General features: G+C 61.6%; 5 protein-coding genes and 2 pseudogenes. 1 reads left to right on the top strand and 6 read right to left on the bottom strand.

Annotated elements, in window-relative coordinates; genetic code table 11:
• The first annotated feature begins 62 nt into the window (after nt 1–62).
• Nucleotides 63–2006, top strand: coding sequence for a putative bifunctional diguanylate cyclase/phosphodiesterase (locus AC3A43_RS03435; RefSeq protein WP_487791132.1), 1944 nt, complete (start codon nt 63–65; stop codon nt 2004–2006).
• Between the two features lie 17 nt (nt 2007–2023).
• Here the strand turns inward: AC3A43_RS03435 and sciP are convergent, their stop codons facing one another.
• The 6 genes and pseudogenes from sciP to AC3A43_RS03405 all read right to left on the bottom strand — a co-directional run bounded on the left by sciP (nt 2024) and on the right by AC3A43_RS03405 (nt 15625).
• Entirely contained in the window at nt 2024–2311 is a 288-nt protein-coding gene (gene sciP / locus AC3A43_RS03430; RefSeq protein WP_487791131.1) for a CtrA inhibitor SciP, read from the bottom strand.
• Nucleotides 2312–2522: 211 nt separating this feature from the next.
• Entirely contained in the window at nt 2523–3644 is a 1122-nt protein-coding gene (locus AC3A43_RS03425) for a beta-barrel domain-containing protein (RefSeq protein ID WP_487791130.1), read from the bottom strand.
• A gap of 29 nt (nt 3645–3673) precedes the next feature.
• Nucleotides 3674–4342: pseudogene (locus tag AC3A43_RS03420) on the bottom strand (ATP-binding cassette domain-containing protein); the annotation flags it as partial.
• A gap of 222 nt (nt 4343–4564) precedes the next feature.
• Nucleotides 4565–5377 (bottom strand): annotated as a pseudogene (locus AC3A43_RS03415) (ABC transporter transmembrane domain-containing protein); the annotation flags it as partial.
• A gap of 386 nt (nt 5378–5763) precedes the next feature.
• Nucleotides 5764–6936, bottom strand: coding sequence for a TolC family protein (locus AC3A43_RS03410; RefSeq protein ID WP_487791129.1), 1173 nt, complete (start codon nt 6934–6936; stop codon nt 5764–5766).
• 301 nt (nt 6937–7237) lie between these two features.
• On the bottom strand, nt 7238–15625 hold the full coding sequence (locus AC3A43_RS03405) for an Ig-like domain-containing protein (protein WP_487791128.1): 8388 nt from the start codon (nt 15623–15625) through the stop codon (nt 7238–7240).
• Nucleotides 15626–15718 lie beyond the last annotated feature (93 nt).

The raw sequence follows: 15718 nt of genomic DNA, 5'->3' as shown, positions 1-15718 counted from the left end.
TCGGCGAGCAAAAGCGGCGGGTATGCGGGAATGGCCCTCTTAGAAATGCGGAGGCTGGAACGATGTCATTTCGGACGGGTTTGAAAGTGAATCTTAAACCCTCTCCATGTAGTTTTAGCCATGGTCCGAACCCCATCTCAACGGCCGGCGCCTCCCGCGAGGAAATGGTGTTAGCGCTCCAAAACATTATCCTTGAAATGATCGCCAAGGGCGATCCGCTGGCCGACACGGCCACCCGGCTATGCCTCGAAGCTGAAAAGCTAGTCCCGAGCGCGATTTGCTCGATCCTAACAGTCGACGGCGCAGGCATTATTCATCCCCTGGCAGGCCCAAGTCTTTCTTCCGACTATTCGGCGGCGCTTGAAGGTATCAAGATGGGCCCCACCGCCGGGTCGTGCGGGACCGCTGCCTATTTGCGGTCGGAAGTGACGGTGACCGACATCGAAACTGATTCTCGCTGGGCTAACTATCGACATCTAGCCTTACCGATCGGGCTCCGCGCCTGCTGGTCGAGCCCGATCCTGGATGCTGCCGGCGAACCCGTCGGAACGTTTGCGTTTTACTATCGGCTATCCAGGGGGCCGACCGAGGACGAGCGCGAAATCGTCCGCCAGTGCGTCCATCTTTGCGCCATCGCGCTCGACCGTGAACGCCGGATTCGGGCGCATCGTCAGCGCGCCTTCACCGATGCACTCAGCGAACTTCCGAACCGCGCGGCTTTCAACGCCGCATTGGGGGCTCTCGATTGCGGCACGCCGGGCGATTGGGCGCTGTTCGTCATCGACCTCGATAATCTGAAGATCATCAACGATACCTTCGGCCATTATGCCGGCGACTGCCTCCTCAAAGTCGCGGGACAACGCATAGCCGCCGCAGTCGCGCCGAACCCCACATTCCGGATCGGCGGCGATGAATTTGCAGCGGTGTTGCAATCTGCGGAGGCGCTGGTTGACCTCGACAAGACGGCCGAGGATATCTTAGCGGCGCTAGCCGAGCCCGCGCAATGCGCAGATCATATGATCATTCCGCGCGCGACGATTGGCGGAGCCGCACTGTCCGCCGGCGACCGGGTCGCGGAGCGCGTCCGCCAGAACGCCGACTTCGCTTTGTACCATGCGAAGGAAACGGGACGCGGAGGCTTCGTGCGCTACTGGCCCGGCCTCGGCACAAACATTACGCGCCGTCTCGGAAATATCCGAGATGTCGATGCGGCGCTTCGCGATCATCGGATCGACGCCTATTACCAACCTGTGGTGCGGCTCGACACGCGTGAAATCGTTGGGCTCGAAGCTCTATGCAGAATGCGCATCGGCAGCCGGGTCGTCGCCGCCGCCGATTTTCAGGAAGCGACGAACGACGTTCATGTCGCGATGGCGATGACGGCGCGGATGATGGCCCTCGTCGCTGCGGATGTCCGCGCCTGGCTCGACATGGGCATTCCGTTCCAGCATGTCGGCATCAATGTTTCTTCAGCGGACATGCACGGCGGAATGCTCGACCGCCTTCTGGCCGACGCATTCAAACGAGAGAATGTGCCGCTCGAGCATGTGGTTCTCGAAGTAACCGAAACAGTCTATATGGGCGAAGGCGATCGTCTTGTTCAACGCGCGGTCGAAGCGCTTCGCGCCAAGGGCCTGCTGGTCGCCCTGGACGACTTCGGCACCGGCTATGCGTCCCTTACGCACCTGCTGACGGTACCAGTCGATATCATCAAGATCGACAAGAGCTTCGTTGCCCGCCTCGAACCGGGTGACGCCAGCATGGCTATCGTCGAGGGACTCCTCCAGATCGCAAGAAAGCTTGATATCCGGGTCATTGCCGAGGGGATCGAGACCGAGGACCAGGCGCGTCAACTCGGCACTGCGGGCTGTCACCTCGGTCAAGGCTATCTGTATTCGGAGGCCGTCGATCGCGATGCGACGACGGCGCTGCTCCTCAAACATGCACAGGGCACGGCAAGACCTGCGCCGCTGCAAGCCGGAGCGAGGAAGGCAATCGCATCGTAAATCCGAGCAACTCGCGACTAGACGTCGCGTCGCCCGCGATAATGTTGTAGTTTTGTGATACGAAGTCCCGGAACCCCAGCCCGATCAAGCGCCTGCTGCCAAGAGGCCAGTTCCTCCACACTAAGCCGATAGCGCTCGCACGCTTCATCCATCGTCAGCAGGCCTCCATTGATGGCGGCGACCACCTCAGCCTTGCGCCGGCTTACCCACCGGGTTGTCGTGGCGGGCGGTATGGTGTCGAGCGTCAAAGCTTCGCCAAGCGGCCCGATGACCGACGCAACCCGAATCTTTCCTTTCTCGAACATTGCAAAGCTCCGCGTAAGCGTGTCGAGAAGAATTGCTACCGCAATGCCGTGAACAGATGTTTAGCGGGTCACACTTCCTGCTCATTTAAAGCGTTGCAGCGCCTCATCTCCCGGACGATCGCATGAAGAATACCGCGAGCATGGCTAAAATAAGAAACGAAGCATAAAGTGGAATGCCGGGAAGATGCGTGGAGGCAGCAGCCTTTCTGGCTTAACGTTCGCCCATAGAATCGCCGAACGTCTTTGATATCGGCTTCAACAGATATCCCAGCACCGTGTTTTTCCCAGTCTTGATCTCGACAGTGGCGGTCATACCCGGCTGGATTTCGATCCTTTCACCCACCCTCGGGCGTAGCGAACGGGCGTCGGCCGCGACGTTAACGCGGTAGAATATCTGCTCGCCAGAGGGTTTCTGCTCGGTCAGCGTATCGGGACTGATGTAGGTGACCCGCCCGTTGGCCGAGCCATAGATCGAGGAATCATAGGCATCGAACTTCACCGATGCGTTCTGGCCGACCCGCAAATAGGCGATATCTACTGGAGACACCTTCGCTTCTATGATGAGTTTGTCGCCGGTGGGGACGATTTGCAGCACTTCATCGCCGGGACGTAGAACGGCACCGATCGTTGTGAAGCGCACATTCTTGACCACCCCGTCGGTGGGCGCGAACAGGATGGCCGCATCCAGCGCGGCCTGCCTTTGTTTTAGCGTCTGCTCGGCGACGACAAGCTCTTCCTCGGTCCGGCTATATTCGGCCTGTAGGTCCTGCAGATATTTATTCTGCCGATTGGCAATCTGTCCCTCGATATCGGCAACCGACCGTTGAAGGCGCATGATTTCGCTGCGGCTGACGTCGCCAAATTCGAGCAACGGCATGTTCATCTCGAGTTCGCGGCGCGCGATCGCCTGCATGTTGCGTAATGTGCCTATGTCTTCAGCCTGCGCGGTGCGCCGGCGGCTATAAAGCTGTCGTTGGTTCGCCACGAATTCCGGGAACGCCTGCACATCGTCCGTGAAAGCGAGCGGACGATTGAACAACTCGGCCTCGATGCGGCTTTTGACCGTGCGATAACTGGCGACCTTCGCCCGCGACTCTTCGACGACTGCCTGGATGCGGACGGGGTCAAGGACGACGAGCTTTTGTCCACGCCGGACGCGATCGCCCTCGCGAACGAGGATTTCGCCGATCACGCCGCCGTCTGCGCTCTGGATCACCTGCACTCGCCCCGCCGGAATGACCTGTCCCATGGCGCGGCTGACCTGATCAATCTCCGCCCAGCCGGCCCAAATGAGCAGGCCGATCAATGCGACCGCGGTCACGTTGATGACCATGCTGGATCGCTGAAAAATTTTTGGCAACCTCATGTTTCGGTTCCAGTCGGCGGATGCGGAATGGGGGAAGCCGCCTTCGCGCGGCGCAGTTTATCGATCACCGACGCGGTGTCGCCGTCGAGTACGACCTTGCCCCCCTGCATGACGAGCAAGCGCGACATCGCGCCGAGAAACTGCAGTTTATGCGTGACGATGACGATCGACGTTGACGGCTCGCTTGCCTTCGCAAGAAATTCAAGAACACGCGCCTCATTCTCCTGGTCGAGATTCGACGTCGGCTCGTCGAGCAGCAGAAAACGCGGTCTCAACAGGAATACGCGTGCCAGCCCCACCATGGTGCGCTGTCCCCCCGACAATCCGCCGCCGCCTTCGAAAATCGGAAGATCGAATCCTTTGGGATGCATTCGCACCAGGTCATCGAGGCCCGTGCGCGAAGCGGCCTCCATGAGGCGATCGTCCGAGACCGTCGACAGACCCATGGTCAGATTGTCGCGCAAAGTCCCCGAAACCAGCCGGTAGTCCTGCGGGAAATAGCAAATTTCGCGCCGGAGACTGTCTTCGGCGATCTGGTCGAGCGCAATGCCGCCCAGCAGCACATGCCCCTTTTGCGGCGGGACGAGACCGGCCAGCAGCCGCAGCAAGGTCGATTTGCCAGCACCGACCGACCCGATAATTCCGACACGTTCGCCCGGCCCGATTTCCAATTTGGGCACAACCAGACCGAAACGCGATTCGCCATGCGCGAACGCGATATTCTCGACCTTCAACGCCGATCCAAGCGTGTCCGGCCGGATTTTTTGCATATCGAGCGGCTGATCGCTCGGCATTGCCAGCAATTGATCCAGCGCGCGAAGCGATGCGCGAGCATAGCCCCATTGAACCACAAACCCGGGCAGCGACGCGACGAGCGGGCCGTTTATACGGCCGCTGATGATCGTGCAGGCAATCAGCCCGCCCATGGTCATGTCACCTTGGTTGACGCGGTAAGCGCCCCACACGACGATGCCGACATAAGCGATTTGCTGAAGAAACGAGAAGGTCTGGCTGGCGAAGACCGACCATCGCTGAACTTTCACATCATGGCTGTTCACCGCATCGATCAGATTGTTCCACGCAGCGAGCATATGCCAGCCGCCCCGGTTGGCCTTGATCGTTTCCGAGGCATCGAGCGCCTCAACCAAAAGGCCGTTCTTGCGATTGCCGGTAACCTGCGTTCGGTCGGCATGCTCGCGAATTCCCTTTGAAAACAGGACGGCGAGCAGAAGTGAAAGCGCAAAGATCGCCAGCGGCACGACGACGACAACGCCGCCGATCACACCCATCACGACGAGGAAAAGCAGCGCGAACGGCAAGTCCGCCATCACGAAGATCGACGCCGACGAAAAAATCTGGCGCACCTGCTCGAGCCCGCGCAGCTGGGCGGCCATCGTTCCGATTCCCGGCGGCCGCGCGTCGAGGCGAACGGCCTGCATGCGATCGAAGAAATATTCGGAGACTTCGGCATCGATCGCCATCGCTTCACGCCCGACCATCAAGGCGCGAATGACGCGCATCATGAAGTCGATGAGTAGCGCAAAGCCGATCCCCGCCGTCAGCACCCAGAGCGTCGCGAAGCCGCCGCGCGGAATGACACGGTCATAGACCTGCATCGAATAGAGCGAGGTCGCGAGCGCGAGCGCGTTGACGACGACGGTCGCGACAACAGTCTCGAACAAGATATGCTTGCGGCGCATGATGGCTGACCAGAATATGCTTCGCGCCCGCCCAAAACTCTGTCGTTCGGCCCTCGCAGGGAAGCGAATTTCGACCAGAAGGCTGTTCCGGTCCCAGACAACCTCTTCGATCCCGCCCATCGCCAGCGCGCGGATCGTCGTGCGCGTTTCCCATTGCTCGGCCAGCGCCCAGCCCGACGGCGTAAAGACAAGCATAGGGAAGGCGTTGGCGCGCGGCCTTGCCATTACCCGTTGCGGCTCCGGCCAGCCCAATGCCGAAGCGAGCCGGGAAGATGCTTCGCGATCATCGAGCTCCAGATCATCGGGAGCCCCCGCCGCCCAGTCTGGCGCCAGCGTAACGCCGCGCCTCCGAGCGAGGGTTTCGACCAGCTCCAGAAACGGCTGGCTCATTGGCTATCCGCCTGTTCCGCCGGTTGCCACTGCCCCGTCCGCATCATGAGCCGGCTCAGATAAACGAGCATATTCACTTGCGCGTCGAGCGCGTCGATCTGCGCGGTCGTGCTCTCGCGCACCGCATTCATCACGTCGAGCCACGTACGCCTGCCGCTGGTGAACTGGCGCATGTAGGATTCGGTCACGCGCTGCGACGCTTCGGCCGAGAAGCGCGTCGTCTCCGCCCTCGCCGACGCCGATTCATATTCGACATGGTCGATGACGAGAATATCGCGCAATTCGCGTTCGGCGGTTCCGATCCGCGCCTCGCTCGACACCTGTCGCAGCCGCGCCGCATCGGCAGCAGCGAAGCGCGAAAGCCCGCCATCCATCTGCATCCGGACAGCCAGTCCGACCTGATGACCGTTGAACTCGCCATAGCCATATTGGGCGTTTAGCTGAGGCAGCGTCTGCGCCTTCGCGATCCGGGCGTCGGCATCGGCCACTTCGGCTTCAAGGCGCACGCGGCGGAGACTAGGATCAAAGGTCAAGCCGTCGGCGACAATTGCGTCGCGGTCAAGTTTCGGCAAATCGGCGGCTTCCCGATAGGGTGAGGAGACCATGTAGAACGGATCGCCCACAAGTTCGCGCAGGCGCTGAACGGCCGATTGCTGCTGCGCAACCGTCAGATTGATCTGCTGCGACACTTGCGCAGTGCGCGCGCGGACGAGCTCGAGATCGGACCGAGGGCTAACTTCCTGCGCCACCCGGCGCTCCATCGACCCGAGGAGCCGCTGATGCTGCTCGAGGCTATTGTCGAGAATGGCCCGGCGCTGCGTTGCCCGGAAATACTCATAATAGGCGCTCGCCACCTGCAACGCGATATCGAGCACGGCCTGTTCGTAGCCCGCCAGCGCCGCCTGCTCGGCAGCCTTCGCTCTGCTGATCGAACCTTTGATCCGGCCGCCCGTCCACAACGGCTGTTCGACGGTGACGGTGGCTTGCGCCCGATCGCTGCGTTGGCCGAGGATGAGGCCCTCGACCCCGAGGCTTGGAAAGCGTTGCCAGCGCGATGCCCTGAGATCGGCCCCCGCGGCGCGGGCGTTGGCTTTCGCGGCGGCAATCGAAGGATGGTCCGATACGGCGCGGTCCGCCAACTCCTGAAGTTGCGGATCGAACCAGGGCACAGCTTCCAGGCTCGCGGCTGTCTGGGATGGAGGTCCTTGGAGCGGAGCCGGTTCTTCCTGCGCACCTGCGCCAGCGGGAGTAAGCATAGGCAAGCTCGACAGCGTCAACATCACTGCCGATATTAAGTGCCGTGATTCCCTGAACACGTATCCCCCTGCCGCGCCGTCTTTTGCTGGCGTCCTGCCAATCATGCCTCAGAAACTCGCAGCATTATAGAACTTATTGTTAAACAGCGAACGAGGAGTCCGGCCGATCCCGCGTAAGACGTGGGGGACGCGAGATCGGCCGGAGTGGGGCGCACTATGCGATTACATGCACCCCTTGCTCGATCAGCACGGTCGATCCATTCAGCATATACTGGTCGTAGATCGTACCGCCGATGTCCTGGCTCGCCCCGGCAGCCCATGCTCCGCTCAACTTGACGATATCGTTGGCATCGCCGGTGACCTGCAAAATGCCGCCGCTGGTCGCGGCCAATATGCCTGCTTCCGAAACATCAAGTATATTGCTCGCTTCGTCATAACCAAGATCAATCGCTTCCATTCCGGTTATAGCGCTGCTGCCGTCGAGGATGAGGTCGATTCCGTCGAGAACGAGCGTGTCATTGCCAGCGCCGCCGTCGATCGACAGGAAATCGAGCCCCGACAGGATGAGGATGTCGTTCCCGTCACCGGCGTTGAAGATATCCGACCCATCGCCGTCGACAAGGATGTCGCTACCAGTTCCGCCGATCAGTTCGTCGTCGCCAGACCCGCCGAGCAGCAGGTCGTTCCCGCTCCCGCCGTTGAGGGTGTCGTCTCCAGCGAGACCATAGAGCCGCTCGAACGCGGTTCCGGAAACGGTTGCGACAAGATTGTCATTCGCCGAGGTGCCCAGAACGAGATCGTCGCTGCCGCCCGGTCCCAACAGTCCTTCGAGGACGGACGCATTGGCGAGCGTCGATACCAGATCGGTATCGGATGTGCCGTCTGAATCGGTCGCGGTAATGGTGAAGCTGCCGAGAACGCTGACGTCCAGGCTCGCTGGCGGCAGAAGGCTGAGCAAATTAACGCTCGATTCGAGATGCACCGTCGCGAGCAACTGATTCACCGCAAAATTGTCTATCAGCCTCCCGTCGGCGGATGTGATCGTCAGCGTCGATGTCGGACCGACGACGCCGAGGACTCCAGGGGTGTTCACAACCTTAAAGGAAAGCCCGAGTTCAGCGGCAAGGGCGCTGGACGCCGTCAATGCCGCATCCGCCAGATTGAGGCTGACGAGGGCGGCGTAGGAAACAACCACCTGCTGAAGGTTGCCATTCGGGTCGAGCGCAATCATCGCCTGTTGGCTGAGGTCCACAACATCGAGAGCGTTCACACCGACCAGACCCAGAAGATCGACGTCGGTGGCCTGAACGATCGGTGCCTGATTGCCGGGTGTCACGGTGGGCGTGCGGCTATCGAACGACACGGACGTGGATGTCGTGTCGCCGTCGTTATCCGCGATCACGGCATCGATGGTCGTCAGGCCGTTCGCTTGGGCAGCACTGTTCGCTTGGTCGACAACCAGATTCCCGCCGGCCAGGAGCTTGCCGATGATTTCGGCCTGCGACGTGAGCCCGCCGACCAGGTCGACGCCCGCCAGCTGAATCTGCTGATCCGCGAGTGCCGCATTGAAGCCGCCCGCGAACGCACCAGTCGCGCTGATCGAGACGATGGTGTTCCCGCCAACAAATTCAAAATGAACATAGCTGGCGAGATTGCCCGCCATGTTGCCGACCGCGCCTTCCCCCTGCAGCAGTGAGGCGAGGTTGATAATATCCCCGCCCCCACTGACGGGCGCGCCATTGAAATCGGTGATCACGTCCAGGGCGACCGCGCCAGCCGTTCCCTCGTCGCCCGCCTCCCATACAAATCGGTCGTTGCCGGAACCACCGGTCAGCGTATCATTTCCCTTGCCGCCAACGATGATGTCATTGCCGGCATCGCCGTTCAGGATATCGATGTCGAGACCACCGCGAAGCAGATCATTTCCGCCGCCGCCGTTCAGGTCGTCATTGCCCGCATAACCGTAGAAGCGTTCGTCATCGGCGGTACCCGTCTGACTGTTCGCGGCGGAGTTGCCTTCCCAGATTCCTGACGGATCGTTACCCGGGTCGAGCAGGCTCGTTCCGAGCAGGTCGCTGTCCGAATCCGTTGCCACGCTCGCCTGCGAATCCGTTGCGGTGATCGAGATGTCCGGAAGAATATTGAGCGCTGCAAGATTGAGCCCACCGCTTTGCTGGACATAGACGGTCGCAAGAAATTCATTCAGGCGCAGGTTGTCGACGGGCTGGCCGTTGGTTGAGGTTATCGACAGCCCGGAGAATGATTGCGTATTGACGGTAATTGCGAGCGGCGGAATGCCGATCGTGATCGCGAAAATATCGTTGGTTTCGACAACGGTCAGGCCAAACTCGGCGGCCATTGCGGCGGACCATGCCAGATTATAGCCGGCGCTTGTGCCAAGACTCAGGCCTGCACCCAGAAGCGCTTCCGCACGGACCTGCACTTGCAAGATATCGTTATTGGCATCGACTGCGGTCAGCATCTGGTCGGTTCCGATGCCGATCAGGTCGAGTGCGTCGGCGTTACCAAGGCCGAGCAAGCTCGCCGACGGATTGACATTGACCACCGGCCCCGCCGCCTGCGAAGCGGCGGTCGCAAGGGCGGCGTAATTATATTCGCCGGTCACCATATCGACCGCGATCGTTTCGCCGGCAGTGGTATTGATCGTGAGCTGATCGCTGACAGGGTCGAAGTTCCAACTCGCCACCGCACCTTGGACTCCGGAGCCTGTCACAGCATCGTTCGCGGGATCGAAGACGAGGGTATAGGTGCCGAGGGTGATCGATTGGACGTAGCCGCCGTCGGCGCCATAGCCAACGACGAGGTCGCCAGAAGCATCGCCCGGTACGCCAACCGCGACATGGTCTGCCGGCTGGGCCATGGGGCCGTCGTCGAGAACTTCGACCGTGAGCACACCGGCGCTCGACGCGCCGCTATCGTCGGTTGCAGTGACGTTGAAGCCCAGCGCGAGAATATCCTGGGCGATGCCGGGGTGATCGAGCGGGGCTACAAGGTCGAATGTATAGGCTCCGGAGGTGTTCAACGTAAGAACTGCCACTGTTGATGCGCCCGCGGTCCCCGTAAGTGTATAGACGCCGCCCACGAAGGCCCCGGCCCAAGTGATCGCCGTTCCGTTCGATGTCAGGCCTGCTGGACCCGTCACCGACACGCTCGCGACGACGCCGTCTACATCGGTCAGCGACATTGTCCCGGCCGCCGATGGAGAAACCGGCAATGCTCCTCCGTCGAGCAAACCATTGGGAAGGCCCGATTCCTCCACGCCGGCGACTGCGTCGAACACGATTGGCGCGTCATTCACCGCCGCCACCGTGACCGCTACGGAACCCACGCTGATGCCGCCGTTGCCGTCGCTCACCGTGTAGCTGATTGTATCGCTGCCGTTGAAGTTTGCATTCGGCGTATAGGTCAGCGCGCCGGTCACCGGATCGATCGTCACCACACCATTGGCCGCTGTGGCAACAGTGACCGTCAGCGGATCGCCTTCGGCATCGCTATCGTTCGCCAGCACGTCGATCACCACCGGCGTATCTTCGGCCGTCGACGCCGTATCAGCGCCGGCTACCGGAGCGTCATTGACGGCGTTCACTGTCAGGGTCACCGTTCCGGTGTCGGTCAACGCGCCGTCGGTCACCGTGTAGGTGAAGCTGTCGGTGCCGCTGAAGTTCGCGGCGGGCGTGTAAACATAGCTGCCATCGGCGGCGATCGTGACGCTGCCGCCCTGCGCCGTCGCGAAGGTGCCAGCGACAGCCGTCAATGTATTGCCGTCGGCGTCCGAGTCGTTTGCGATCAGGCTAACGACCGAGCTGAACGGCGTGTCTTCGGTGACCGCCCCGGTATCATCGACTGCGACCGGCGCGTCGGCGACCGGCGACACAGTGACCGCGACGGTCCCCGTGCTTGTTCCGCCGGCGCCGTCACTCACCGTGTAGCTGATCGTGTCGCTGCCATTGAAGTTGGCGTTCGGCGTATAGGTGAGCGCGCCCGTAACGGGATCGATCGTCACGACGCCATTGGCCGCGGTGGCGGCCGTGACCGTCAGCGGATCGCCATCGGCGTCGCTGTCATTGGCGAGCACGTCGATTACCACCGGCGTGTCTTCGGCCGTTGACGCTGTATCGGCGCCTACCACCGGAGCGTCGTTAGCTGCCGTCACGGTCAGGGTGACTGTTCCGGTGTCCGTCAGCGCCCCATCGGTTAAGGTGTAGATGAAACTGTCGGTGCCGCTGAAGTTCGCGGCCGGGGTATAGACATAGCTGCCATCGACCGCGATCGTGACGCTTCCGCCTTGCGCGGTCGCGAAGGTCCCCGCGACAGCCGTCAGCGCGTCGCCATCGCCATCGGTGTCGTTCGCGATCAGGCTCACGACCGAGCTGAACGGCGTGTCCTCGGTCACCGTTACGGCATCATCGACGGCGACCGGCGCATCGGCGACCGGCGACACAAGCACCGCAACAGTCCCAGTGCTCGTCCCACCATTGCCGTCGCTTACCGTGTAGCTGATCGTGTCGCTGCCGCTGAAGTTTGCGTTCGGCGTATAAGTGAGCGCGCCAGTGACCGGGTCGATCGTCACCACGCCATTGGCTGCGGCGGCGGCCGTTACCGTCAGCGGATCCCCATCGGCATCGCTGTCATTGGCGAGCACATCGATCACCACCGGGACATCTTCGGCCGTCGACGCCGTGTCGGCGCCCGCCGTCGGAGCGTCATTGACGGCCGTCACGGTCAGGGTCACCGTTCCGGTGTCGGTCAACACGCCATCGGTCACCGTGTAAATGAAGCTGTCGGTGCCGCTGAAGTTCGCGGCAGGCGTATAGACATAACTGCCATCGGCAGCGATCGTGACACTGCCGCCCTGCGCTGTTGCAAAGGTGCCGGCGACAGCCGTCAATGGGTCGCCATTCGCATCGCTGTCGTTGGCAATCAGGCTCACGGCAGAGGTAAACGGTGTATCTTCGGTCACGCTAACCGCATCGTCGACGGCCACCGGCGCGGCCGCGCCCGCCGAGACGACGATGATCGCCGTCCCCGCAGCCGTTCCACCCGCGCCGTCGCTCACCGTATAACTGATCGTATCGGTGCCGCTGAAACCCAAATTGGGAGTATAGGTCAGCGCGCTGGTGACCGGGTCGATCGTCACACTTCCGTTGGCCGCGGTAGCGGCGGTAACCGTCAGCGGATCGCCATCGGCGTCGCTGTCATTGACGAGCACGTCGATTACCACCGGCGTGTCTTCAGCCGTCGCGGCGGTGTCGGCGCCTGCGACCGGAACATCATTCACCGCCGTCACGGTCAGCGTCACGCTGCCCGTGTCGGTCAGCACGCCGTCAGTGACTGTATAGATGAAGCTGTCGGCTCCGTTGAAGTTCGCGGCGGGCGTGTAGACATAGCTGCCATCGGCAGCGATCGTGACGCTGCCGCCCTGCGCCGTCGCGAAGGTGCCCGCGACAGCGGTCAAGGTATCGCCATCGCCGTCGGTGTCGTTCGCGATCAGGCTGACGACCGAGCTGAACGGCGTGTCCTCGGTAACGGTCGCGACATCATCGGCCGCGACTGGCGAGTCCGCCACTGGTGATACGGTGACCGTAACCGTTCCCGTGCTCGTTCCGCCAGCGCCGTCGCTGACCGTGTAGCTGATTGTATCGCTGCCACTAAAATTGGCATTGGGAGTATAAGTCAGCGCGCCAGTGACCGGGTCGATCGTCACGACACCATTGGCTGCTGTCGCAGCGGTGACCGTCAACGGATCGCCGTCGGCGTCGCTGTCATTGGCCAGCACATCGATCACCACCGGGACATCTTCGGCGGTCGACGCTGTATCGGCGCCTGCCACAGGGACGTCATTCACCGCCGTGACGGTCAGCGTCACCGTTCCGGTGTCAGTGAGCGCACCATCGGTCACGGTATAGATGAAACTGTCTGTGCCGTTGAAGTTCGCCGCAGGGGTATAAACAAAGCTGCCGTCTGCGGCGATCGTAACGCTGCCGCCCTGCGCCGTAGCGAAGGTTCCCGCCACTGCGGTCAACGTGTCCCCATCGCCATCGGTGTCGTTGGCGATCAGGCTGACGACCGAGCTGAAAGTCGTATCCTCGGTCACCGTCGCGGTGTCATCGACTGCAATCGGCGCATCGGCGACCGGCGAGACCGTGATTGCAACGCTTCCCGTGCTCGTTCCTCCGCCGCCGTCGCTCACGGTGTAGCTGATCGTATCGCTGCCGCTGAAGCCCGCGTTCGGGGTGTAAGTCAGTGCACCCGTTACCGGGTCGATCGTCACGACGCCATTGGCGGCGGTGGCGGCCGTAACCGTCAGCGGATCGCCCTCGGCATCGCTGTCATTGGCGAGCACATCGATCACCACCGCCGTGTCTTCGGCCGTCGATGCCGAATCTGGCCCGGCCGTCGGAGCGTCATTCACCGCCGTCACGGTCAGGGTCACCGTTCCGGTGTCAGCGAGCGAGCCATCGGTCACAGTGTAGATGAAGCTGTCGGTGCCGCTGAAGTTCGCCGCAGGCGTATAGACATAACTCCCGTCGGCAGCGATCGTGACGCTGCCGCCCTGCGCCGTCGCGAAGGTTCCGGCTACCGCCGTCAGCGCGTCCCCATCGCCATCGGCGTCGTTGGCGATCAAGCTTATGGTCGAATTAAATGGCGTGTCTTCGGTTACCGTCACGGCGTCATCGACCGCGACCGGCGCGTCAGCGATAGGCAACACAGTGACCGCAACCGTTCCCGTGCTCGTGCCCCCGGCGCCGTCGCTCACGCTGTAGGTGATCGTATCGCTACCATTGAAGTTCGCATTCGGGGTGTAAATCAGCGCTCCGGTCAGCGGGTCGATCGTCACCGTTCCGTTCGGAGCGGTCGCCGCGGTGACCGTCAGCGGTCCGCCTTCGGCATCGCTATCATTGGCTAGAACATCGATCACCACGGGCGTGTCTTCGGCCGTCGCGGCGGTGTCAGCCCCGGCGACCGGAACGTCATTCACCGCCGTCACGGTCAGCGTCATCGTGCCGGTATCGGTCAAGGTGCCGTCGGACACGGTGTAAGTGAAGCTGTCGGTGCCGTTGAAGTTCGTGGCGGGGGTGTAAATATAGCTGCCGTCGGCAGCGATCGTAACGCTGCCGCCCTGCGCCGTCGCGAAGGTGCCGGCGACCGCCGTCAATAGATCGCCATCGCCGTCGGTATCATTCGCGATCAGGCTTATGGTGGAGCTGAATGGCGTGTCCTCGGTAACTGTAACGACGTCGTCGACCGCGATGGGCGTGTCCGCCACTGGTGATACTGTGACCACAACTGTCCCAGTGCTCGTGCCACCCGCGCCGTCGCTCACCGTGTAACTGATCGTATCGCTGCCGCTGAAATCGGGGTTGGGAGTGTAGGTCAGTGCGCCCGTCACGGGATCGATCGTGACTGTGCCATTGGGCGAAGTAGCGGCGGTTACCGTCAATGCGCCGCCTTCGGCATCGCTGTCATTCGCCAGTACATCGATCACGACAGGCGTGTCTTCGGGCGTCGACGCCGTATCGGCTCCTGCCACCGGCGCGTCATTGACCGCCGTGACGGTGATCGTCACGGTCCCGGTGCTGGTGCCGCCATTTCCATCGCTGAGCGTATAGGTGATCGTATCGCTGCCGTTGAAATTCGCATTCGGGGTATAAGTCAGCGCCCCGGTCACGGGATTAATCGTCACCGTGCCATTCGGCGCGGTCGCGGCTGTCACCGCCAAAGTGCCACCCTCGACATCATTGTCATTGGCCAAAACATTGATGACCACGGCGGTGTCTTCGGACGTCGTGGCGGAGTCTGGTCCCGCTGTTGGCGCGTCATTGACTGCAGCGACGGTCAGCGTCACGGTGCCGATATCGCTCCCGCCCTTTCCGTCGTTTACGGTGTAGTTGAAACTGTCCGCCCCGTTGAAATTGGCGGCCGGCGTGTAGACGTAACTGCCATCGGCGTTGATCGTAACGCTGCCACCCTGCGCCGTCGCAAAGGTTCGGGCCACGACGGTCAGCGTGTCGCCATCGGCATCGGTGTCATTGGCAAGCAGTCGAACCGTCGAACTGAACGGCGTGTCTTCGGTCGCGCTCGCGGTATCATCTACGGCAACGGGAGCTCTGTTGGTGCTCCCGCCATTGCCGGGGCCGTCATTGCCGCCGCCCCCACCGCCGCCTGCGGCGACCGCTGCCAAGCCTGCAAGCGCGCCCGCGCCCAGCAAGATCGGTGCGATCGAATTGCCTTCTTCGGCAATCAATAGCGATTCAACGGACTGTAACGGGACCAGGCCGTCGACGCTGGCGCCGGTGGGAGCCCAGTGCCACAGCCCGCCGCTATCCCTGTCCTCGAAAACGAGATCGTTTGGAAATTCGCCATCTTCCAGGAAGAAATTCTCGATCGTAAGAACATCGCCGTTGTCAAACCGCACGATCACGTCATCGCCGTCGCGTACGATTTCTTTGACGTCTTCACGGCGCGAGAAGACTTTCACGATCGTTGGAGACTTCAGGTCAATTCGATTGCCGGCAGAAGATATCTGGCGCGCAGATACTTTGTTGATCAACACATAGTCGACAAGTTTACCCTGCGCCATCTTCAATCTCCCAAGGCAGCCTATTTATACCGGTCCGATTTCCTCAATTTATCTGAATATCTAAAACGGAAATAAGCGCTCAAAAAGTTAACC

The sequence above is a fragment of the Sphingopyxis sp. Soil_C_28 genome (assembly GCF_057657055.1).
The sequence above is the reverse complement of the archived record's forward strand: the minus strand, read 5'-3'. Positions and strand labels throughout refer to the sequence as shown.